The organism is Cupriavidus sp. USMAHM13, from assembly GCF_001854285.1.
In the GTDB taxonomy this organism is placed as follows: Bacteria; Pseudomonadota; Gammaproteobacteria; order Burkholderiales; family Burkholderiaceae; genus Cupriavidus; species Cupriavidus malaysiensis.
In genome coordinates this window covers 312,724-329,788 of record NZ_CP017752.1, presented here as the reverse complement: position 1 = coordinate 329,788, position 17,065 = coordinate 312,724, and the positions used below count along the sequence as shown (strand labels likewise).

Annotated in this window: 24 protein-coding genes and 2 pseudogenes; 8 read left to right on the top strand and 18 right to left on the bottom strand. The window is 63.6% G+C overall.

Annotated elements, in window-relative coordinates:
* Nucleotides 1–18: 18 nt before the first annotated feature.
* Nucleotides 19–1,368: a sigma-54-dependent transcriptional regulator gene (locus BKK81_RS19830; protein ID WP_071017030.1), complete on the bottom strand. Its 1,350-nt coding sequence runs from the start codon at nucleotides 1,366–1,368 to the stop codon at nucleotides 19–21.
* On the bottom strand, nucleotides 1,353–2,714 hold the full coding sequence (locus BKK81_RS19825) for a two-component system sensor histidine kinase NtrB (RefSeq protein WP_071021884.1): 1,362 nt from the start codon (nucleotides 2,712–2,714) through the stop codon (nucleotides 1,353–1,355). The genes BKK81_RS19830 and BKK81_RS19825 overlap by 16 nt, the downstream gene beginning before the upstream one ends.
* A gap of 481 nt (nucleotides 2,715–3,195) precedes the next feature.
* Here BKK81_RS19825 and BKK81_RS34525 point away from each other — a divergent pair, with 481 nt between their 5' ends.
* The gene (locus BKK81_RS34525) at nucleotides 3,196–3,630 is read left to right on the top strand and encodes a hypothetical protein (protein ID WP_083384290.1); all 435 of its coding nucleotides are present in this window, start codon (nucleotides 3,196–3,198) and stop codon (nucleotides 3,628–3,630) included.
* 141 nt (nucleotides 3,631–3,771) lie between these two features.
* Here BKK81_RS34525 and BKK81_RS19820 read toward each other — a convergent pair whose 3' ends face one another.
* The 5 genes from BKK81_RS19820 to BKK81_RS19800 all read right to left on the bottom strand — a co-directional run bounded on the left by BKK81_RS19820 (nucleotide 3,772) and on the right by BKK81_RS19800 (nucleotide 8,073).
* Nucleotides 3,772–4,341, bottom strand: coding sequence for a YdeI/OmpD-associated family protein (locus BKK81_RS19820; protein ID WP_071017029.1), 570 nt, complete (start codon nucleotides 4,339–4,341; stop codon nucleotides 3,772–3,774).
* Nucleotides 4,342–4,449: 108 nt separating this feature from the next.
* Entirely contained in the window at nucleotides 4,450–5,040 is a 591-nt protein-coding gene (locus tag BKK81_RS19815; RefSeq protein WP_071017027.1) for a class I SAM-dependent methyltransferase, read from the bottom strand.
* Nucleotides 5,041–5,180: 140 nt separating this feature from the next.
* Nucleotides 5,181–6,203 (bottom strand): HEAT repeat domain-containing protein, encoded by a 1,023-nt coding sequence (locus BKK81_RS19810; protein WP_197524025.1) that lies wholly within the window; start codon nucleotides 6,201–6,203, stop codon nucleotides 5,181–5,183.
* Between the two features lie 133 nt (nucleotides 6,204–6,336).
* Nucleotides 6,337–7,014 carry a HEAT repeat domain-containing protein gene (locus tag BKK81_RS19805; RefSeq protein WP_071021880.1) on the bottom strand — a complete coding sequence of 226 codons (678 nt, stop codon included), beginning with the start codon at nucleotides 7,012–7,014 and terminating at the stop codon, nucleotides 6,337–6,339.
* Nucleotides 7,015–7,170: 156 nt separating this feature from the next.
* Nucleotides 7,171–8,073 carry a LysR family transcriptional regulator gene (locus BKK81_RS19800; RefSeq protein WP_071017025.1) on the bottom strand — a complete coding sequence of 301 codons (903 nt, stop codon included), beginning with the start codon at nucleotides 8,071–8,073 and terminating at the stop codon, nucleotides 7,171–7,173.
* Between the two features lie 109 nt (nucleotides 8,074–8,182).
* Here BKK81_RS19800 and BKK81_RS19795 point away from each other — a divergent pair, with 109 nt between their 5' ends.
* Nucleotides 8,183–8,917 (top strand): SDR family oxidoreductase, encoded by a 735-nt coding sequence (locus tag BKK81_RS19795; protein WP_071017024.1) that lies wholly within the window; start codon nucleotides 8,183–8,185, stop codon nucleotides 8,915–8,917.
* Nucleotides 8,918–9,138: 221 nt separating this feature from the next.
* Here the strand turns inward: BKK81_RS19795 and BKK81_RS19790 are convergent, their stop codons facing one another.
* The gene (locus BKK81_RS19790; protein WP_231908178.1) at nucleotides 9,139–9,456 is read right to left on the bottom strand and encodes a MerR family transcriptional regulator; all 318 of its coding nucleotides are present in this window, start codon (nucleotides 9,454–9,456) and stop codon (nucleotides 9,139–9,141) included.
* A 127-nt stretch (nucleotides 9,457–9,583) separates the two neighbouring features.
* Here BKK81_RS19790 and BKK81_RS19785 point away from each other — a divergent pair, with 127 nt between their 5' ends.
* Together BKK81_RS19785 and BKK81_RS34520 are read left to right on the top strand one after the other, a co-directional pair.
* Nucleotides 9,584–10,414, top strand: coding sequence for an aminotransferase class IV family protein (locus BKK81_RS19785; protein ID WP_071017018.1), 831 nt, complete (start codon nucleotides 9,584–9,586; stop codon nucleotides 10,412–10,414).
* 188 nt (nucleotides 10,415–10,602) lie between these two features.
* On the top strand, nucleotides 10,603–10,911 hold the full coding sequence (locus BKK81_RS34520; protein WP_083384288.1) for a hypothetical protein: 309 nt from the start codon (nucleotides 10,603–10,605) through the stop codon (nucleotides 10,909–10,911).
* Nucleotides 10,912–11,122: 211 nt separating this feature from the next.
* On the opposite strand, the pseudogene BKK81_RS19780 reads toward BKK81_RS34520, so the two are convergent.
* Together BKK81_RS19780 and BKK81_RS34515 are read right to left on the bottom strand one after the other, a co-directional pair.
* Nucleotides 11,123–11,586 (bottom strand): annotated as a pseudogene (locus BKK81_RS19780) (DDE-type integrase/transposase/recombinase); the annotation flags it as partial.
* Between the two features lie 53 nt (nucleotides 11,587–11,639).
* Nucleotides 11,640–11,972, bottom strand: a complete 333-nt coding sequence (locus tag BKK81_RS34515) for a type IV toxin-antitoxin system AbiEi family antitoxin domain-containing protein (protein WP_156811402.1) — start codon at nucleotides 11,970–11,972, stop codon at nucleotides 11,640–11,642.
* Nucleotides 11,973–12,102: 130 nt separating this feature from the next.
* Between BKK81_RS34515 and BKK81_RS19770 the strand changes: the two genes are divergently transcribed.
* Nucleotides 12,103–12,366, top strand: a complete 264-nt coding sequence (locus BKK81_RS19770) for a hypothetical protein (protein ID WP_071017013.1) — start codon at nucleotides 12,103–12,105, stop codon at nucleotides 12,364–12,366.
* A gap of 31 nt (nucleotides 12,367–12,397) precedes the next feature.
* On the opposite strand, the gene BKK81_RS19765 is transcribed toward BKK81_RS19770, so the two are convergent.
* From BKK81_RS19765 to BKK81_RS36520, 3 genes and pseudogenes are all read right to left on the bottom strand, one after another.
* On the bottom strand, nucleotides 12,398–12,727 hold the full coding sequence (locus tag BKK81_RS19765; RefSeq protein WP_071017011.1) for an XRE family transcriptional regulator: 330 nt from the start codon (nucleotides 12,725–12,727) through the stop codon (nucleotides 12,398–12,400).
* Entirely contained in the window at nucleotides 12,720–13,085 is a 366-nt protein-coding gene (locus BKK81_RS19760) for a type II toxin-antitoxin system RelE/ParE family toxin (RefSeq protein ID WP_071017009.1), read from the bottom strand. Before BKK81_RS19760 ends, BKK81_RS19765 begins: the two co-directional genes overlap by 8 nt.
* Nucleotides 13,086–13,368: 283 nt before the next feature.
* Nucleotides 13,369–13,639 (bottom strand): annotated as a pseudogene (locus BKK81_RS36520) (ISNCY family transposase); the annotation flags it as partial.
* Between BKK81_RS36520 and BKK81_RS36930 the strand changes: the two are divergent.
* Complete coding sequence (locus BKK81_RS36930; RefSeq protein WP_335582894.1) at nucleotides 13,546–13,782, top strand: SDR family oxidoreductase; 237 nt, start codon at nucleotides 13,546–13,548, stop codon at nucleotides 13,780–13,782. The pseudogene BKK81_RS36520 and the gene BKK81_RS36930 sit on opposite strands and share 94 nt — an antisense overlap.
* A 241-nt stretch (nucleotides 13,783–14,023) precedes the next feature.
* Here BKK81_RS36930 and BKK81_RS34505 read toward each other — a convergent pair whose 3' ends face one another.
* The 4 genes from BKK81_RS34505 to BKK81_RS19745 form a co-directional block, all read right to left on the bottom strand.
* Nucleotides 14,024–14,398, bottom strand: coding sequence for a hypothetical protein (locus BKK81_RS34505; RefSeq protein WP_083384286.1), 375 nt, complete (start codon nucleotides 14,396–14,398; stop codon nucleotides 14,024–14,026).
* Nucleotides 14,399–14,561: 163 nt separating this feature from the next.
* Nucleotides 14,562–14,798, bottom strand: coding sequence for a hypothetical protein (locus BKK81_RS19755; RefSeq protein ID WP_071017006.1), 237 nt, complete (start codon nucleotides 14,796–14,798; stop codon nucleotides 14,562–14,564).
* Between the two features lie 87 nt (nucleotides 14,799–14,885).
* Nucleotides 14,886–15,164, bottom strand: a complete 279-nt coding sequence (locus BKK81_RS19750) for a hypothetical protein (protein ID WP_071017005.1) — start codon at nucleotides 15,162–15,164, stop codon at nucleotides 14,886–14,888.
* Nucleotides 15,165–15,583: 419 nt separating this feature from the next.
* Nucleotides 15,584–15,835 (bottom strand): DUF1488 domain-containing protein, encoded by a 252-nt coding sequence (locus tag BKK81_RS19745; protein WP_071017003.1) that lies wholly within the window; start codon nucleotides 15,833–15,835, stop codon nucleotides 15,584–15,586.
* Between the two features lie 210 nt (nucleotides 15,836–16,045).
* Here BKK81_RS19745 and BKK81_RS36070 point away from each other — a divergent pair, with 210 nt between their 5' ends.
* Both BKK81_RS36070 and BKK81_RS19740 read left to right on the top strand, forming a co-directional pair.
* The gene (locus BKK81_RS36070; RefSeq protein WP_197524024.1) at nucleotides 16,046–16,183 is read left to right on the top strand and encodes a hypothetical protein; all 138 of its coding nucleotides are present in this window, start codon (nucleotides 16,046–16,048) and stop codon (nucleotides 16,181–16,183) included.
* 125 nt (nucleotides 16,184–16,308) lie between these two features.
* Nucleotides 16,309–16,626 carry a hypothetical protein gene (locus BKK81_RS19740; protein WP_071017001.1) on the top strand — a complete coding sequence of 106 codons (318 nt, stop codon included), beginning with the start codon at nucleotides 16,309–16,311 and terminating at the stop codon, nucleotides 16,624–16,626.
* 216 nt (nucleotides 16,627–16,842) lie between these two features.
* Here the strand turns inward: BKK81_RS19740 and BKK81_RS19735 are convergent, their stop codons facing one another.
* Nucleotides 16,843–17,052, bottom strand: a complete 210-nt coding sequence (locus BKK81_RS19735; protein WP_071016999.1) for a cold-shock protein — start codon at nucleotides 17,050–17,052, stop codon at nucleotides 16,843–16,845.
* Nucleotides 17,053–17,065: the final 13 nt, after the last annotated feature.

Here is a 17,065-nt window from a genome sequence, read left to right as displayed (position 1 = left end):
GGTTTCGCTACGGCAGGCTCAATCGAGGTCGAACTCGGCCAGCTTGCGGTAAAGCTGCTGGCGGGACAGGCCGAGTCGCCGCGCCGCCTCCGCGCGGTTGCCGGCCGTCGCCGCCAGGGCGCGCACGATCATTTCGCGTTCCACGCGGGCGACGGCCAGTGCCATCGGGCCGTCCCAGTCAATGTCCAGACCCGGGGCCGGCGCGGCCGCCGCCTGCAAGCCGATGTGTTCGACCTCGATCACGGATCCGTGGCTGAGGATGGCCGCACGTTCCATGGCATTGCGCAGCTCGCGCACATTGCCGGGCCAGGAGTGGGCCAGCAGCAGCCGGGCCGCCGCCGCGCTCAGCCGCTTGGGCGGGTCGCCGCCCAGCAGGCGCAGGAAATGCTCGGCCAACAGCAGCACGTCGCCCAGGCGTTCACGCAGCGGTGGCAGCCACAGTGGCACCACCTGCAGGCGGTACCACAGGTCTTCCCGGAAGCGCCCCGCCTTGACCGCGGCGGGCAGGTCGAGGTGTGTGGCGGCGACGATGCGCACGTCCACGGGCTGGACGCGGCTGGCGCCGACGGGGGTGATCTCGCGCTCCTGCAGCACCCGCAGGATCTTCGCCTGCGTGGACAGCGGCATGTCGCCGATCTCATCGAGGAACAGGGTGCCGCCATCGGCCTCGCGAAAGCGCCCGATGCGTTCATGGACGGCACCGGTGAATGCCCCTTTGACATGGCCGAACAGCTCGCTTTCCATCAGCTCGGCCGGGATCGCGGCGCAGTTCACCGCGACGAAGGGCCCGGCAGCTCTGCCGCTGTTGCGGTGCAGGGCGCGCGCCACCAGTTCCTTGCCCGTTCCCGTCTCGCCGAGGACCAGCACCGTGGCGTCGCTGCCCGCGGCCAGGCCGATGCGCTTGAAGACCTGGCGCATGGCCTCGCTGCTGCTGACCAGTTCGGTGCCATCGACGGGCTCTCTGGCGCCAGGCGCCGCGGTGGCCGCCTGCTGCCGGTCCGGGGTATCGGCTTCCCGCCGCAGGGCGCGCTCCAGCGTTTCGACCAGGGCGGCCCTGGCCACGGGCTTGGTCAGGTGGTCGAACGCGCCCAGGCGCATCGCCTCGATGGTATTGCCGCCGCTCGCATAGGCGGTGAGCATGATGCAGGGCACCGGCGAGATGCCAGCCGCGCGGCGCAGGAAGGCCAGGCCATCCTCCCCCGGCAGCCGCAGGTCGACGATGGCCGCATCCACGTTCTCGGTGCGCAGCCTGTGCAGGCCCGCATCGGTGGCCTCGGCCTGCAGCACCACATGTCCCAGGTCCTGCAGCATTTCCGCAAGGCTGCCGCGGAACGCGGCGTCATCGTCGACGATCAGGATCTTGGCCATGGCAGCTCCATCTCGATGCGCGTTCCCTTGGCCGACTCGGCGAGAGCGACCCGCCCGCCGTGGCCCTGCACGATCTCGCGCACCAACGCCAGTCCCAGGCCGGTGCCTCCCGCGCGGGCGGTGGCGAACGGCTCGAACAGCGTATCGCGCAAGTCGTCCGGAATGCCGGAGCCATCGTCCGCCACCCACAACAGCAATGCGCCACCGCGTGGGCCGCGCGGACCGCGTGCACCGCGCGCACCGAGTTCGATCTCGCCGCCTTCTCCCGTGTGCGCCATCGCATTGAGCAGCAGGTTGTCATAGACCCGCGCCATCTGCGCCGGGTCGAACAGCGCCCGTCCCCGCGCGCTGGCGGCCAGCTCCGGCGCAACCGCCAGCGTGATCCGAATGCCAAGCCTTTGCGCGGTTTCGGCATGGGCATTGCGCCGTTCTTCCAGCCACGCTGCCAGGTCGACGACCTGGCGCTCCGCGCGGAACGGCTGCGTCAACGCCAGCAGGCTCGATACCAGCGTCTCGAGGCGCGCCGTCTGTGCCAGCACGGCCTCCAGCGCGCCGGCCACACGGGCCTCGCGCAGGTCGGCCGGCGCCGCCATCGCGTTCTCCACCTTCATGCGCATCGTGCCCAGAGGGTTGCGGATCTCGTGCGCGAGCCCGGCGGACACCCGTCCCAGCGTGGCCAGGCGTTCGGACTGGGCCAGCTGCTGCTGCAGATGGGCCGACTGGCGCTGCCACCGCGAAATCATCCAGCCCAGCCAGGCGCCGGAGACCGCGACCAGCGCCAGCAGCAGGCTCACCGCAAGGGTCAAGGTGTTGACCGTTTCCGCGGCCAGCAGCGGCACGCGCATCAGGGTCCAGGCGATCAGGCGCCCGCCATCCCCGCCAACCGCTTCCACCGGGCAAGCGGCGAACGCCACGGCCTCGCGCAAGCCTGGCCGGACGTCGGTCACGAGGCCCGCGGAATCCTGCGCGCGCTGGGCCGTGGAGCCAATGCGCTCCAGCTCGGCGCTCGGCGGATCGCGCTTGATGCCCGTGCCGTCGTAGGTCGGGAAGGCATAGGCCACCACACCCGCATCCGCGCGCCAGAAGCCGCCTTCCATGCCCGGCTGGTCGCGCAGCGCCAGATCGAGCACCGCCTGCGCGGCGGCGGGGACCATGGATCGGCGCCGATCGCCCGCAGACGGAAGTTGCTGGCGAACGCGTGCCGCGCCCGCTTGCAGCGCCTGGCAACTGGTCGAGGTAAGTTGGCGCGCATGCGCAATCTGGGGGCCGGCGCCTTGGCGGCTCAAGAGCAGCAGCAACCACCCCAGCACAAGAGCGGCCGCAGCGATGGAAAGCCACAGGATCAGCAGATCGCGTCGGACGGATGGTTGCAGCGACAGGTCAGGTTTCCTTTTGCAGTGAGATACCGATTGGTCAATCGGTGAGCGTTCCGATGGCAACCAGCGATGGCACCCAGAACCTTGCCAGAAGGGGCATTACCGCGCAAGGAAATGGTCGGTTGGCCTGCCTGCCTGCCTGCCGGTCGCGAGCGGGGCGCCGGTTCCTGCGCAGAGGCAACGACGGGATCATCCGGGCGACCTGGGCTGGTTCCAGCTGGCTGCATTAGGGCGGATCTGAAACCCATTGCGTGGAATCCCAAACTACCAGGAGCTGGCGTGAACTAGCATGGCCGGCGTCCATTGGAATGCTGCTGAGTGGGAAGAAGCAGGCTGTGCGCGCAAGGCGGTTGCCGACGGATTTCCGGAACGTGGGTTGGCGGCATGCTCTGCCGCGATCAACCCAAGATTGGCCGTGTTGGCAATGCCTTGACTTTAAAAGGAGGTGGTGATGGACAAGAGGCGGGTAATCTCTCTCATTGCGGCATTGACTGCCATGCCAATAGCCTTCGCGGGCGGCCTGTCGGATTCCGATGCCGGAACTTATGAGTACCTGGGAAAAAATCGTGCTCCCACCCGTGTCCTTTACCGACTCTCTCATTCAAACGGGAAATGGGAGGCATCAGGGAAAATACCTGGGAAAGAGTGGAAGAACATCTCCTGCGATGCGGGCTGCGAGTACAGGAACAGCACGGCAAAAGAGATCCAGAGCTACTTCCCGCCTGACTGGCTGGCCGGCGTGGAGATCGCTTGCATCCAGAATACGGCCCAGGCCTTCTGCCGGTTCTCACCGAACCAGGATGCAGGCAAGGCCGGTCACGTGGTCGTTGCTCTGGTGACGGGCAAGCCAATACCGATCCTGGTCCGGCGGGTGGATGGCCGGTAGTTGTGCCGATAGTCGCGCCGGTCCGCAATCCGACCCGGAACGCCTGCCCGACGAAGGATTGCCTGATGTCTGTGTTCACTCGGTCCGGTCATCAAGGCTTATATGCCCCGTTTGGCAAAATCTCCGGAAGAAGTGCAAGGCCTACGGATGGAAGGTTTCGCCCCGGTTCAGCATGTTGACGAATTCTTCGATTTTCCGCGCCCTTGTTTCCGGCTTTTTTGCATTCTGTAGCCGAAACAGGATGGCATAGCGGTTACGGCTGTTCAGTGTCGCGAAAAACTGCTTGGCTGCCGGATTGGCGTCCAAAGCCGCCCGCAGGTCGTCCGGCACGATCGAGTGACTGGCCGACGTATAAGCAGCCTGCCAGCGGCCGTCTTTCCTCGCCTTCTCGATTTCGCGCATGCCGGGCGGGCGCATCCTGCCTGCGGCGATCAGCGCTTCAGCCCTGTCCTTGTTGAGTTTGGACCAGATGCTTCTTGCGGAGCGTGGGGTGAAGCGTTGTAACCAGTACTGGTCGCTCTCGGCCTGCTTTTGACCGTCGATCCAGCCATGGCAGAGGGCGCTTTCCAACGCCTGTTCGTAGCTGACGGTCTGCTGCTCCGTGCCCTTCTTCGCCAGACGCAGCCATGCTCCGGCCGAAGTGCTGCCGTGTTGCCCTAGCCAGCTTTCCCATTCGGCCTGACTGGTAAATGTCAGAGCGCCTTCGGTCATGTCACTGTCCTGGAAGGTCGGAAAATCGGAAGGTCGAGTCCATGCGGGGGAAAGCCGTCCGGGGCTGGCCGTGCTGAAACGGACATCACTGTCCGTGGTGCGACAGGGTCAGCCGTTCTTGCGGACGATCAGCCGATGCACGCGTTTGCCCGACGATTCACTGACAAGGTCTTGCTCATCCAGCACGTCGATGGTGTCGCCGAGGGCGGCGCGCACCTGCGCGGTATCGAGCGCCGCATACAGGCGGCCGCGCGCGTCACGCTGCGTGTCGTCGTTGACGCGCCAACTCAGATACAGCGTGCCGCCGGGAGCCAGCAGCGCGGCCAGCCGGGCTGCCGACGCCAGAGCGGCTGGCGGGTCCAGATGCATGAGTACGGTCTCGCAGAGCACGTTGCGGAACGCGCCAAGCGGCACGCCGGCGAGTTCCGGCAGCGCCGCCTGCTCGAAGCGCAGGCCCGGATAGCGGTGCCGCGCCTCGCCCAGCAGGGCCTCACTCGCGTCGTAGCCGGTGGTATCGAACCCGCGCGATGCGAGCCAGGCGGTGTCACGCCCCGCGCCACAGCCGACGTCCGCGGTCGGCCCTGGCGAGAAGTACTGCTCAAGCAGGGCATACATGTCATCTGGCGGCGGCTGGTCGAGCCAGTCTTGTGCGTACGCCGCGGCGTGAGCGTCGTAGGCGTCGAGTGTCGTGCGGTCCATGTCGCGGTGTTCCTCGGGAAGCCGGGTGCGCGTAGTTTAAACCGATCGCCGCGGCGTGGCGCGGCACCCTCTCCCTGGGTCGGCAGGCGCCGATGGACGCTGTCGGTTCTCCGCGGTGAGGCGACGTCGGAGCACGGCCGCTACGCAGATACCTGGCGTCTGAATGGATTGCGAATGCCGATCACGTAGCGCGCGGTGCGCGCCACCGCCGGATCCGGATCGGCGGCCAGCCGTTCAAGCAGGGCCGACGCCGTGTCGTCGATTTCGGCGAGCGCCTGGCAAATGCGGCCACGGGTCTGGGCATCGGCTGCGCCGTCGGAGATCGCTGCTTCAAAGCGTTCCACGATTTGCCTGGCGATCGCTGGGTCGTCCGCCAGCTCGGCCAACGCATCGGCCGCCTCGACATCGTGCGCCCCGACGAGAACCTGCTCGATCAGCAGGGGAATGGCGTCGGCTATCCCCCATCCGCCGAGCACGCGCGCGGCGCGATACCGCACGCGCGCCGTGGGGTCGAGGAGCGAGCCACGCAGCGTCTCCACCGCCTCGGCGCCGCCGAGTTTCGCCAGCGCAAGCACGGCACGTTCGCGCAGTGCCGGATCCGGATCCTGCAGTGCCGCGCCAAGTACGCCGGCGCCGCTGCCCTCGGCTCTTCCCAGCGCCCAGTGCAGCGTACCCGCGACATTCGGCTCCTGCTCCTGAAGCAGTGCGTGGGCGATGAGTGCCGCCAGCGGGGCATCGCTGGACGCGGCGTCGAACGCGGCACGCTGTCGCTCAGGCGCATGCGTCGAGTCCAGTCCTTGCAACAGGTGCACGACTTCCAGCACCGCTGGCCAGTCCTCGGGAGAGGCGGCGGATACGGCGGTCAGCCGGGCAAGCAAGGCTTGCTCTGCGGCCAGCCGCTCCCGGCAGCGAACCATCAGCGCGTCGATGAGTACATTGGGGCGAGGTGCTTGCCGGCTGAGCGCCTGACGCACCTCGGCGAGCCCAAGGCCCAGCGAACGGAGGCTTTCCACCTGGAACAGGCGCCACGCATCGGCTTGCGAGTACTCGCGGTATCCCGCTTCCGTACGTCCCGAGGGGCTGACCAGTCCGATCGCGTCGTAGTGCCGCAGCATGCGCGCGCTGACGCCGGAACGATCGGCCAACTCGCTGATGCGCATCATTTGTCTCCGGTGTCATCTGGGTCATGCCGCCCCGCGTCCCGGCCTGGGCGCCAGGCGGGCCTCGAAAATTCTATCAAACCGCCGACGGCTTCCATCGCCCCGGCCAAGGCGCGGCGCACCACATCGATCGCCGTCAATTTGCCGCTTCGCCGGCGCTGAGCAAGGGGGTACGAGCACGCCAGGCGTCGGCCGGATCCAGCACGAACGCACCTTCCGGGTCGGCGATCAGCCTGAGGCTCGCGCAGGCATGAACGCGCGCCGCCGGGTCCCGGTGCCGGGCCGCCGCCGCATCGAGCGGGGCGACGGCGTCGTCGCCAAGCCTGAGCAATGCCCGGCTCAGACTCCGCTTGAGGTCCTTGTCGCCGCGGCCCAGCTCGAGCACCAGTTCGTGTGCCAGGGCAGCCCGTTGCCCGCTCGGCACCAGCCCCGCGGCGGTGCGCCACGCCGTCCGTGCCACCTCCGGATCGGGGTCATGCAGATGTCCGGTCGTGATCGATGGCCAGGCCGTGGGGTCACCGATCTTCGAGAGCGTATGCAGTGCCTGGCTGCGCGCTTGCGCCACCGGCGAGCGCAGGGCGTCGCGCAGCAAGGGCAAGGTCAGATCCCGCGCATGCCGGGTCAGCGCCCAGGTGAGCATGTCGCGAACGAAGAAATCCGGCTCGACGCCGCAACGCTCCACCAGCAGCGTGATCTGGCCCGGATCGGGCGCCGTGCCGGCACCGAGCGCGGCCGCAAGACGGCGCGACGCGTCCGCATGCTCGAGTGCCGTGGCCAGTGCGTGATGGGAAGTCGGGGGATGGTGATGGGTCATGAACGCCTCCTGGCCCGACATTGGGCGCCTTGTCACTGTGACAAGGTCAAGCGCTTTCGAGCGGGGGCGTATTGCACGCCACGCGCCGGGAAACCCCGGCGCTACCGCGCAACCCCGGCGGCCGGCATGCTCGCGCTGGACATCGATGGCAACGCCTCAAGTCTTGTCGCGCCCCAGGGTCGCCAGGAGAAAATCGATAAAGCTCACCAGCTTGGGTGGCATGTGCGCATCGGGCAGATGCACCACGTGGACGGGCCAGGTCGGGGCCGGCCAGTCGGGAAAGAGACGGACGAGCCGGCCCGCATCCAGGTCGTCCTGCAGCATCACCTGGGGTTGCAGGATGATGCCCAGTCCTGCCAGCGCGGCTTCGCGCAGCGCGAGACCGCCGTTGACGTCGAGATGACCGCGCACCGCGATGCGCTCCACGCCATTGCCGTCGGGGCGTGGAAAGCGCCATTCACGTTCGGGGCCATTCGCCCCTATAAAGGCCAGGCAATGGTGTTGCAGCAGATCCGCTGGCACCCGCGGATGCCCGTGGCGCGCCAGGTAGGCCGGTGACGCGCAGGCAATACGCGGGGAATGGGTCAAGGCCCGCGCAATCAGGCCCGAGTCCGGCAGCACACCGGCGCGGATGGCGACATCGAAGCCTTCCTTGGTGAGATCGACGAAACGGTCATTGAGCGACAGCTCGATCTGGACCTCGGGATAGCGGTCGAGATAGCCGGAGAGCGCCGGTACGAGCACGCGTGTGCCATAGATGACCGGGCTGCTCACCCGCAATCGACCGCGCGGACTGCTCTGCATCTCGCGCGCATCCAACTCGGCGGAGTCCACCAGGGCCAGGATTTCGAGACATCGCGCGTGATAGCGCATGCCGAGTTCGGTCAGGCTCTGGCGCCGCGTGGTGCGATTCAGCAGCCGGCCCTGGAGGCGCCGTTCCAGCTCACGGATATGGTTGCCGACCATGGTGGGCGTCATGCCGCTGCCTTCGGCCGCAGCCGCGAAGCTGCCGCGTTCGACGACGCGTGCAAAGATCGCCATGCTGCTGAATCGATCCATTCGCAAATCCTATTAAGGAGTGTTCGAAGAAATGGCGGCTTTATCAACTTTGACTAAACAATAATACTCAGGTCCTCGCTTCCCCCACAACCGACAGCAAGGACCCACCATGACTATTGCGAGCACGAACCTTCAGCATCAACGCGTCGTCCTGCTGGGCGGCACTTCGGGGATCGGCCTTGCCACGGCACGCGCCGCGCTGGCGGCCGGTGCCGCGGTGACGGTGGTGTCATCGCGCAGCCAGCGCGTCGCCGAAGCCGTCGCCAGCCTCGGCGACGGAGCCGAGGGCTGCACGGTCGACCTGAGCGATGCATCTGCTGTGCGCGGGCTGTTCGAACAACTCGGACCGTTCGACCACCTGGTCTACAGTGCCGGCGATGCGCTGCAGACCGGAGCGCTCGCCGACATGGATCTCGATACGGTCCGCCAGGTTTTCGATCTGCGCGTCTTCGGCGCCATCGCCGCGGTCAAGCATGCGACGCCGTATCTCCGTCCCGGCGGCTCCGTGGTGCTGACCAGTGGTGTCGCCGGCCTGCGGCCACATAAGGGTTGGGTTGCACTGGCCAGCGCCTGCAGCGCATTGGAAGGCCTCACGCGGGCCTTGGCGGTGGAGCTGGCGCCCATTCGCGTCAACCTGGTCAGTCCCGGCCTGGTGCGCACGCCGCTGTGGGCCAATCTGCCCGAAGCCGACCGCGAAGCGCTCTACGCCGCGAGCGGGGCGGCCCTGCCGGTCGGGCGTGTCGGCGAGGCGGAGGACCTCGCGCAGGCGTACGTCCACTTGATGACCAATCGCTATGCCACGGGGCAGACCGTCATCGTGGACGGCGGTGGCGTGCTGGTCTGATAGCCATAGGCTGGATGGATCGTCGACATTGGGTCGGTCTGAGCGGCTTCCGGACCACCGGATTTGCAACCGGCTGGGTCCGGCCAATTGCTGCCACCGGGTTAGAACAGTTCAAAGTCCGCTGAGCACAGTTAACGGACCTCAGCTCGTCACTGGCGTCTGTTGCAATCCTGAAGCTGAAAAAGCACCATGCGTCGAGCGCCCTGCTTGGAACACGCGCCTTAAGACTCGGACAAATCCAGTGCGGCCAGGTAGCTCGCCACGGTATCCCGGCTCTCAGTCAATTCGCGAAGCCTTATCTCTAGTTGCTGCAATTCGCTGGTTAGAACTGCCCGAATTTCGTCACAGTCCTCAAAAACTGCGGGGTCGTCTTCCCTTACGCAGGGCAGCAGAACTCGGATCGCGTTCAATTTCAAGCCGGACGCATTGAGTTGGCGAATACGAATGGCTGCCAAAAGCTGTGAGTCGTCATAGTCACGATAACGCGCTTCGGTGCGGGCAGGTTGCAACAGTCCCTGCTGCTCGTAGTAGCGCAACATTCGTTCACTGACACCGCTACGTTGGGCTAACTCTCCAATCCGCATTCCGAACCTCCTTGCAACAGGACTTGACATTGACAGCGCTGTCAAAGTCTAACCTAACGCTTTCATCAACGAGGAGTTATGGATGACAGGTATCGTCAACACCCTTTCCAGCGAAGCAACAGCGCAATGTGATGGACGCACTGCATCTTCGGTCGACTTGGCTCCAGTCGCGTTCGCTGGCTACGCCCATTTCACCGCCTTGCAGGTACGAGAAGGCAAGGTGCGTGGTCTGGATCTCCATCTTCAGCGCTTGCGCAAGGCCTCCCTTGCTATGTTCGGACGCTCATTGGCGGATGAGGATGTCAGAAAATACCTTCGCTCAGCACTAGAGCTGAAGCCTGAAGGCAACTTATCCTTGACTGCCACCATCTATTCATCTGCAGGAGAATTCACGGCAGCAGAAAGCGACGCTCCCTTGAGCATGCTGGTCCGGACATCATCCGCATTCAATGGCCCGCAAGGGCCTTTGCGGCTGGATATGGTGGACCACCAGCGAATGCTGCCTGAAATCAAACATGTTGGAGAAATCGCAAAAACGTGGTTTCTTCGCAAGGCTGTGGAACATGGCTTTGACGACGCTGCGTTCGTGGATGCAGAGGGTCGACTTAGCGAGGCGACCATTTGGAATCTGGCCTTCTGGGACGGTAGCTCCGTGCTGTGGCCTCGGGCTCCGATGCTGAGGGGCACCACGATGTCCATAGTGATGCGTCAGCTTGAACGTGTGGGCATCTCGCAACAGCATCAGGACATCACGATGGACTCGCTGAAGGCTCTTCACGGTGCAGTGGTCATGAACTCATGGACTCCGGCTGTCGAAGTGCGAAGCCTTGGTGCCATCGACATACCTTCTGCGCCGGATTTCGTAGCGCTGCTCCACCGAGCCTTTGCAGCAGAGCCCCTGATGGCAATTTGAATTCCGAAAGCAGTGGTTGCCGTTGAGTACGTGAATGTCGGCTCAGGGTCGGGAGGCGACGATTGCCGCCTCGCTGCGGTTGACCGAGTTCGGCCAGAAGCGGTCGTTCAAGTCCATGCTTTGTCGTGGCCGCGCATAATTGTGTTGCATCTGGCGAGTCAGATGCTGCTTGGAGGCCAGATTGAGAAATGAAAAATATTCAGGTCATTGACGGCGCAGAAAATTGTGTTTATGACATTTTCGCAGCGACAGGCGAGCAGTTTGATTTGATATTCCCAGAGGGGACTGACATTGCATTCATCGACGAGGTTTATGGTCGATCCGATGAGGCGTTGTTGGATGCTGCCCTCGCCGATATATGGACTCGTCCGGTGAAGAAGAAGGAAGCGAACGGTATTCACGGCACGCTCTTCTTTGAACTTGAGCAGAAGAAGAAATACTACCCTTCCAGGAAAGACGATGAAGCAGTCAATCCTGACGGTAGCCGTTTGCGCTAGCGAAAGCTTTCCAACATGGGACAGCGCAGAAACACATTCCTATCCCGCGCGTAGCCAGCCGGGTGCCATCAGGTTGGTTTTGTGACTGTAAGGTTGCAGCTCGATGTCCACTTTGGAAAATGCCGACAGTCCGCTCCGGGTCGGTAGCCGTCCTTCGGCATCGGGCGGGCCCGGCGTCCGCTATTGGGCAGCAAGCGGCCAATTAGGGCAGGGGCGTGCCTGCCTGAATCAACTTCAGGGTGACGCCGTTCGCATACGCCCACTGATCGAACGCGCGGCTCGTAAACTCGGGTCCCTGGTCCGTTCGCACCGCCTTGGGATAGCCACGGAAGCGAGCGGCACGGTTCAATGCCCGAGCGACATACAAGCCTGAGATGCCGTGGTCGACGACTTGTCGACAGCCTCTTTCGTGAAATCGTCGACGATGGCCAGGCACTTCAGGCGCCGGCCGTTGGCGAGCGCATCCATCACGAAATCGATGAGTCACACCTCGTTGGGTGCATTCGGCAAGGCCCGCTGTTCGCGCTCGATCATTACGCCATAGCGTCTACGACGGCGCCGTACAGCCAGCCCCGCCGCAAGGTACAGGCGATAAACGCGCTTGTGATTGGCGCGCCAAGTGTAGAACGACGCGTCACTGAACCCGTGCTTCCTGCACAGTTCCTTGACCAGCATACCGGCCTCGGCTTCCTTCAGAAACCCAGTGCTTTGCTCTTCCGTAAAGCGCTTCAGTCGATGCGCGGCCGCCAAGCCTTCGGATCAATCTCCATCCAGACCTTGGCGGGAATCTGGTCCGTCAGACCATAGAAGGCCAGTGCGGACGATAGGTAGACGACGCCGCCCGGGACGAGCTTGGACGCCAAGGCTAGGGAATGCTGGCTTTCGAGCTGCGAATCGGAAAGCTGGTAGACACCTCTGCCCACACGCATGACAGCACCGTCGCGCTCAAGCCGGGAGAGAGTTGATGGCGTGATTCCGGCATTGCGAAGCTCGCTGGCACGCAGAAGGCCTGCGGCACGAAGCTGCGCAATGGCACGTTCACGCTGCGAGGGAGAAGGCATCTGGTACAAAACCTAGGGTGATACTCAACACAACGGAGGAACGAGCATGCTGTCAAACTCAAGTTCTTGGCGGTCCGCCCGCGCGGTCTCATGCGGCGGCCCTCGCAGGCAAACTATTGCGGCGGTTGTCGTGCTCGGCATCGTGGCGACGGCGATCGTCGCAGGGACAACGACAGAAGGGCACGGCCCGAGCGTCGTCGCTGACGTGCTCGGCTGGCTCGAGCGATGGCGGGGCGCCCTCGCGCTGGCCAGCTTTGCGATCGCCATCTGGGCAGGTCTCGTGCGCGGCAGCCTGGCTACTTTCCTGGGCGGCATTGCCCTCGCCGGTGTACCTACCGGGACTGGCGACTTGGCGAAAGCTGTTGCGCAGCGCCCGGCGGCGCAGAATTGGTGAAGGGACGTAGGGGCAGGGTGGTAGGAACTGCCTAGTCTACTTGCGCGGTATCGCCGATCTCTGCAAAGTTGGAGATCCGCACGGCGCCATCTGGGAAGCGCGCCACAATCTCAAGTTCGCCGCCCATGGCACGGATGTGGCTGCGCAGCGTTGAGATATACATGTCGGTACGCTGCTCCATCTTGGCGATACTTGGCTGCTTAACATGCAGCACCGAGGCCAGGGCCTCCTGCGACAGACCGCGTGCACGACGCAGCTCGCTCAACGCCATTTCAGCTACCAGGCGCTGGGCCTTCGCATCAGCCCGAGCCCGGGACTCAGGCGCCATCGTGGCCCGCAGCTCCGAAAATTTCTTAGCCATCGTTTTGACCCTCCTGCTTTAGTTCGGCCAGATGCGCGTCATAGAGTGCATCGGCGCGCGGAACATTTTCGTCATACCACCTGTCGTTGCCCGTCTTGTCCCCTCCCAATAGGAGAATTGCCGCGCGGCGCGGGTCGAAAGCGTACAACACTCGGTACGGCCTTCCCTCATGCTGTATGCGAAGCTCCCGCATATGCCCATGCCGAGAGCCATTGATCCCGCTCGAGTGCGGATGTCGAAGGTTCGGTCCGAAATGCTCCAGCAACGAGACCGAGGCGGCAACGGACTCCTGCTCCGCTTCGGAGAGGTCCTCCCACCAGTCGCCAAAGATTGATGTGTACTCTACGTCCCATCCCATGCATCGAATATAGCTCCCAGACTATATTCCGTCAAGGGAATGTCGCTGCCCAAACGCATTGGTCTACGAATCTGAAGTGCAACACCTTGCCATACGGTAAGGTGGCTAGATGCCCCTTGATGTAGGGTGTTGCCACGTCGCGACAAGATGCGCAAAGCCATGAAGCTCGATGTCATTTCATGCGCCAGGCGCGGAGGTCAAGTGCATTCCGGCGCCGGCGAGCGACCTGTTTCCTGCAGATATCACCTGGCGATGCGCAATGAATCTATTTCCACGCCAGCGCGATCACGGCGCACGCCGGTGCACGTTCCTCGAACCGGGGGCGATCGCTACCATCGATCTGCACTAGGTCGCCCAGACAGGCCCGTCGGGTACGCGACTGGTGGACCTTGGGCGGGCGTAGCTTCGGTGGAACCCAGAAGCCAGCATCGCTCATGATGCGGCGTGCGCAACCTGCGCGATATCTCGATGCCATGGCGCTCGCGCAGCTTCTCGCAAGCCAGCGTCGGGCCGAAGTCGGCGTAGCTATCGCGGAGCAGACCGCGAAGCGCTCTACGCCGCGAGCGGGGCGGTCCTGCCGGTCGGGCGTGTCGGCGAGGCGGAGGAGCTCGCGCTGGCTTACGTCTATCTGATGACCAATCCCTATGTCACGGGGCAGACCATTATCGTGGACGGCGGTGGCGTGCAGGCCGGATAGCTATGCCATCGATTGATCGCTGGCAATGGGGCGGTCTGAGCCGCTCCCGAACCGCCGGGCTTGCAAGCGGCCGGGTTCGGCCGTGGATTCAGCGGCCCGATCGACTCCGTCCCCCATCTTGTCGACAGATTCGGGCGCTGGCAGAAGACCCCGCACGGCGGCTACCCGCGTACCGCGCTGCGGAAGGCGGCTGACAGCTCGGCCAGTGCGTCAGCCGTCCGGCCGGCCATCGCGCATCGTTCTAGCCGGGCCAGCGCCGCCGTGGTTGCTTTGCGCTAGCGCCGGTCCCCACGGGCCTGAGCTCGCCCTCCCAGGGCAATGCTTCCGGATCCAGCAGATGCTCTCCCTCGTTGGCCTTGTCAAAGAGACGATCTCGCATGACTTGGCCGATCGCGATTCGACAAAGCACTTCCGAGGTTTGGTCGATCGCCGGTTGTTGATTGCTATTGGCGCCTCGAACAGTAAAAGAACGCCTTCCCGCGCCGACAAAGCTGGTGAACTGGATACCCTCGGCATGCGTGCTGTCGCGGTAACTGACCGACACGTGATAGGCAAGGCCCTTGCCATCGGCGATCAATGTGCAGAGAAAACTGGATGGCGAGCTTGCACTGTGCATGACTGGAGCCGGTTGGTGAACTTCGATAGAGCCGCAGGTGGATGAAGGACGCTCAGATCCTCTCAGATCCGTTAAGTGCTCGTGTCTGCCTTGAGCGTGACACGGTGCGTTGCCAGTACCATGCGATGCGCGCCAACGCGTTCGTGAAGCTGCAGGATTCGATTCAGAATTCGTCGACACCTAGGATCTGATCAATAAGCGCCCGTCCGGCGAGCTCGCCCACCAAGTGCGCCCAGCGGCGTGAAAACGGAGAGCCGAACACCTTGAGGGGTGTGCCGTAGACTGCTTCACGGGCTTCAATCGGCCCCTTGATCTGGAACCACGTATCAAACATCCCCTCGGGGGTCTCCAGCAGGTCAAGGCGTATCGCAAAGCCCCTGTACTCTAAGGTGCATTGCATACTCATCTCCTTGTCGTTCCGGCACGCTTCGCAAGATGGAGCCCAAGATCGGAGGAGTGATGTCGTAGAGGGTTGGAGGCAAGGCAATCATACCCACCTGAAGTCCGGCATCAGGTCGTTGTGCTCGTCGATCACTGCACCGCCCCGTTCGTGAATCCACTGCTTCGTGGATTCCTTGAGATTCGAGTCGCAACCGGCAATCATCCGCAGCTGGCCTGGTTCAATCAGCAGCGTGGCAGCCCGATGCCATTGCGTTGCTGCCAGGCGTATGAATCCGAATCTGTGATGGCTTCCCTCCGACAACGCATCGACCTGCTGGTCATGCATCAGGCGTGTAGCGGGCAGGCTCCGGTATGTGGTCGTCATTCAACGGCCGGCTTTCGTGGTGACGGAGGCTGCGAGCGCGTAGAAGTCGCCGAGTGGCGTCGTGCATGGAAATTCCAGGAATCCCCGTAAGTGACTTTTGCAGTCGCCAATCCTCAGACGTCGTCGAGGGGGACAGCCCGGAAACGAAAGGCAGGCGGGCCCGAGGCCTTCAGGTTTCAGGAGCGCTCTGGTTACGAGTATAGAGGTCCATTGCCTCCCGACCTATCTCCCTTACAAAGTGGCTTTGCAAGCGGTGCACCATGTACTTGCGTGCAAGCGACCCTGGGAGCCACCTCATTGTGCCGTCGGTTGCCAACCGGAAGGCCCTCCGATGGAACGGCACCCGTGGGACATGGGACATCCCGATGGTGAATCCGGCAGTTGCGCCTCCCCCCCGCAGATTCGCCGGCAGGCCGCCCCTACGAAATGGTGTACGTGTTGCGCATTCCTGGTGTGTAGATATCTCTTGCCATTGTCAGTATCGGGTCGCGATAGCGATCGAACGTGTCCAGAAAGGCGGTCTCTTCGAAGGCAGCCCCATGACTCAGGAGCGAAAGAACAGTGTCAGTGACCTGGAAAGCGACCTCGCGCGCACCGTCGTAGCCCCAGAAGCAAACACAGTGCCGCGAGGCGTCGTAGCTGCGGCTGGGATTCGGGAAGTTCAGTGCCATGGTGGGCTCCTGTTGTCCGGTGACGCCGAGCGTTTCCTTGCTCGCTGGCGTGCGCGGCGCCAGTTCCAGTATGCGCCCGTTTCCCTCCAGCCCGATTTCTCTCCGTTGCGTTAGCCACTCGCGCCGCAGGAAAGTTTTTTCCCTTTGCCGGAGACTAAGCGCGTATGCTGGGATTGCCAATCCGGCAAGCCAGTCTTCAGGAGCACCGCCATGGCCAAGAGTCAACTACGTGGCAACCGCGAACCCAAGAAGCCCAAGCAACCCAAGAAGCCGTCCGTGCCGGCCACCCCGTTCAGCAGCATTCAATCCCGCGTCGCCAACGAGGGTGTCGCCAAGAAGAAGACGTGAGTCAGCCTGGCGAAAAGCACGCACGCGGCACAGCGACCACTCGCAACGCGCGACATGGGCCGCAGGGAATCACTATCTCTACATGGAAAGACATTGAAAGCGCAGACCGCTTCGGGAGGCGCATCATGATTCATCACAACACGGACCCTACGTTCCGAGGGCTTCCGCTCACCGCCGAGCAAGACTCGGAAATCCGTCACTATCTGAACCGGAGGGCCAGGCTGGGCAAGCCATGGAATACGCCAGAACTCCGCGCGATGCTTGAGGACATGCTGTTACCACCAGGTACCGAGGAAGACGGTCAGAGCGATGTCCCCCCCGAGACACAGGCCGCAGCGGAACGCGCAACCGCGTTCGTCGACGAGGCCATGGAGCCAATCGAGGCGTACGAGGAATGGCACGTCGCGATGGAAGCCGAGGGCATGAAAGGGAATGCGCACTGAGGTGCGGTCGCATGCAGGTGTGCAGTCCAAGCCAGTGTCCTGCCAAATAGAGATGGCGTGCGTCTTGGCGAGCGGCATCTTATGCGCGACGCTGCTTCCGCTGCTTCCTTGTCGGCGCCTGGATGTTCATAAGGAGTGCGCGCCAACCGGCCTGCAAAAAGCGCAAAAAAGCCCCGCAGATGGCGGGGCTCCTCTCACAGCACAGCGCAGCAACACTTAGATCGGCTCGATCTTCGTTGCCGCCGGCCCTTTCTGGCCTACGCCAACCACATACCGGACCTTCTGGCCTTCCTGGAGCGACTTGAAGCCGCTGCCTTGTCCTTGGATTTCCGAGAAGTGCGCGAACAGGTCATCGCCGCCAGCATCGGGCGTAATAAAGCCGAAGCCCTTGGCATCATTGAACCACTTGACAGTGCCGGTTTCCATGTCTGGATTCCTC

Coding starts and splice junctions, on each gene's coding strand:
- BKK81_RS19830 (WP_071017030.1), bottom strand. CDS start 1,368: ATGGCCAAGATCCTGATCGTCGACGATGACGCCGCGTTCCGCGGCAGC.
- BKK81_RS34525 (WP_083384290.1), top strand. CDS start 3,196: ATGGACAAGAGGCGGGTAATCTCTCTCATTGCGGCATTGACTGCCATG.
- BKK81_RS19820 (WP_071017029.1), bottom strand. CDS start 4,341: ATGACCGAAGGCGCTCTGACATTTACCAGTCAGGCCGAATGGGAAAGC.
- BKK81_RS19815 (WP_071017027.1), bottom strand. CDS start 5,040: ATGGACCGCACGACACTCGACGCCTACGACGCTCACGCCGCGGCGTAC.
- BKK81_RS19810 (WP_197524025.1), bottom strand. CDS start 6,203: ATGATGCGCATCAGCGAGTTGGCCGATCGTTCCGGCGTCAGCGCGCGC.
- BKK81_RS19805 (WP_071021880.1), bottom strand. CDS start 7,014: ATGACCCATCACCATCCCCCGACTTCCCATCACGCACTGGCCACGGCA.
- BKK81_RS19800 (WP_071017025.1), bottom strand. CDS start 8,073: ATGGATCGATTCAGCAGCATGGCGATCTTTGCACGCGTCGTCGAACGC.
- BKK81_RS19795 (WP_071017024.1), top strand. CDS start 8,183: ATGACTATTGCGAGCACGAACCTTCAGCATCAACGCGTCGTCCTGCTG.
- BKK81_RS19790 (WP_231908178.1), bottom strand. CDS start 9,456: ATGTTGCGCTACTACGAGCAGCAGGGACTGTTGCAACCTGCCCGCACC.
- BKK81_RS19785 (WP_071017018.1), top strand. CDS start 9,584: ATGACAGGTATCGTCAACACCCTTTCCAGCGAAGCAACAGCGCAATGT.
- BKK81_RS34520 (WP_083384288.1), top strand. CDS start 10,603: ATGAAAAATATTCAGGTCATTGACGGCGCAGAAAATTGTGTTTATGAC.
- BKK81_RS34515 (WP_156811402.1), bottom strand. CDS start 11,972: ATGCCTTCTCCCTCGCAGCGTGAACGTGCCATTGCGCAGCTTCGTGCC.
- BKK81_RS19765 (WP_071017011.1), bottom strand. CDS start 12,727: ATGGCTAAGAAATTTTCGGAGCTGCGGGCCACGATGGCGCCTGAGTCC.
- BKK81_RS19760 (WP_071017009.1), bottom strand. CDS start 13,085: ATGGGATGGGACGTAGAGTACACATCAATCTTTGGCGACTGGTGGGAG.
- BKK81_RS34505 (WP_083384286.1), bottom strand. CDS start 14,398: ATGCACAGTGCAAGCTCGCCATCCAGTTTTCTCTGCACATTGATCGCC.
- BKK81_RS19755 (WP_071017006.1), bottom strand. CDS start 14,798: ATGCAATGCACCTTAGAGTACAGGGGCTTTGCGATACGCCTTGACCTG.
- BKK81_RS19750 (WP_071017005.1), bottom strand. CDS start 15,164: ATGACGACCACATACCGGAGCCTGCCCGCTACACGCCTGATGCATGAC.
- BKK81_RS19745 (WP_071017003.1), bottom strand. CDS start 15,835: ATGGCACTGAACTTCCCGAATCCCAGCCGCAGCTACGACGCCTCGCGG.
- BKK81_RS36070 (WP_197524024.1), top strand. CDS start 16,046: ATGGCCAAGAGTCAACTACGTGGCAACCGCGAACCCAAGAAGCCCAAG.
- BKK81_RS19740 (WP_071017001.1), top strand. CDS start 16,309: ATGATTCATCACAACACGGACCCTACGTTCCGAGGGCTTCCGCTCACC.
- BKK81_RS19735 (WP_071016999.1), bottom strand. CDS start 17,052: ATGGAAACCGGCACTGTCAAGTGGTTCAATGATGCCAAGGGCTTCGGC.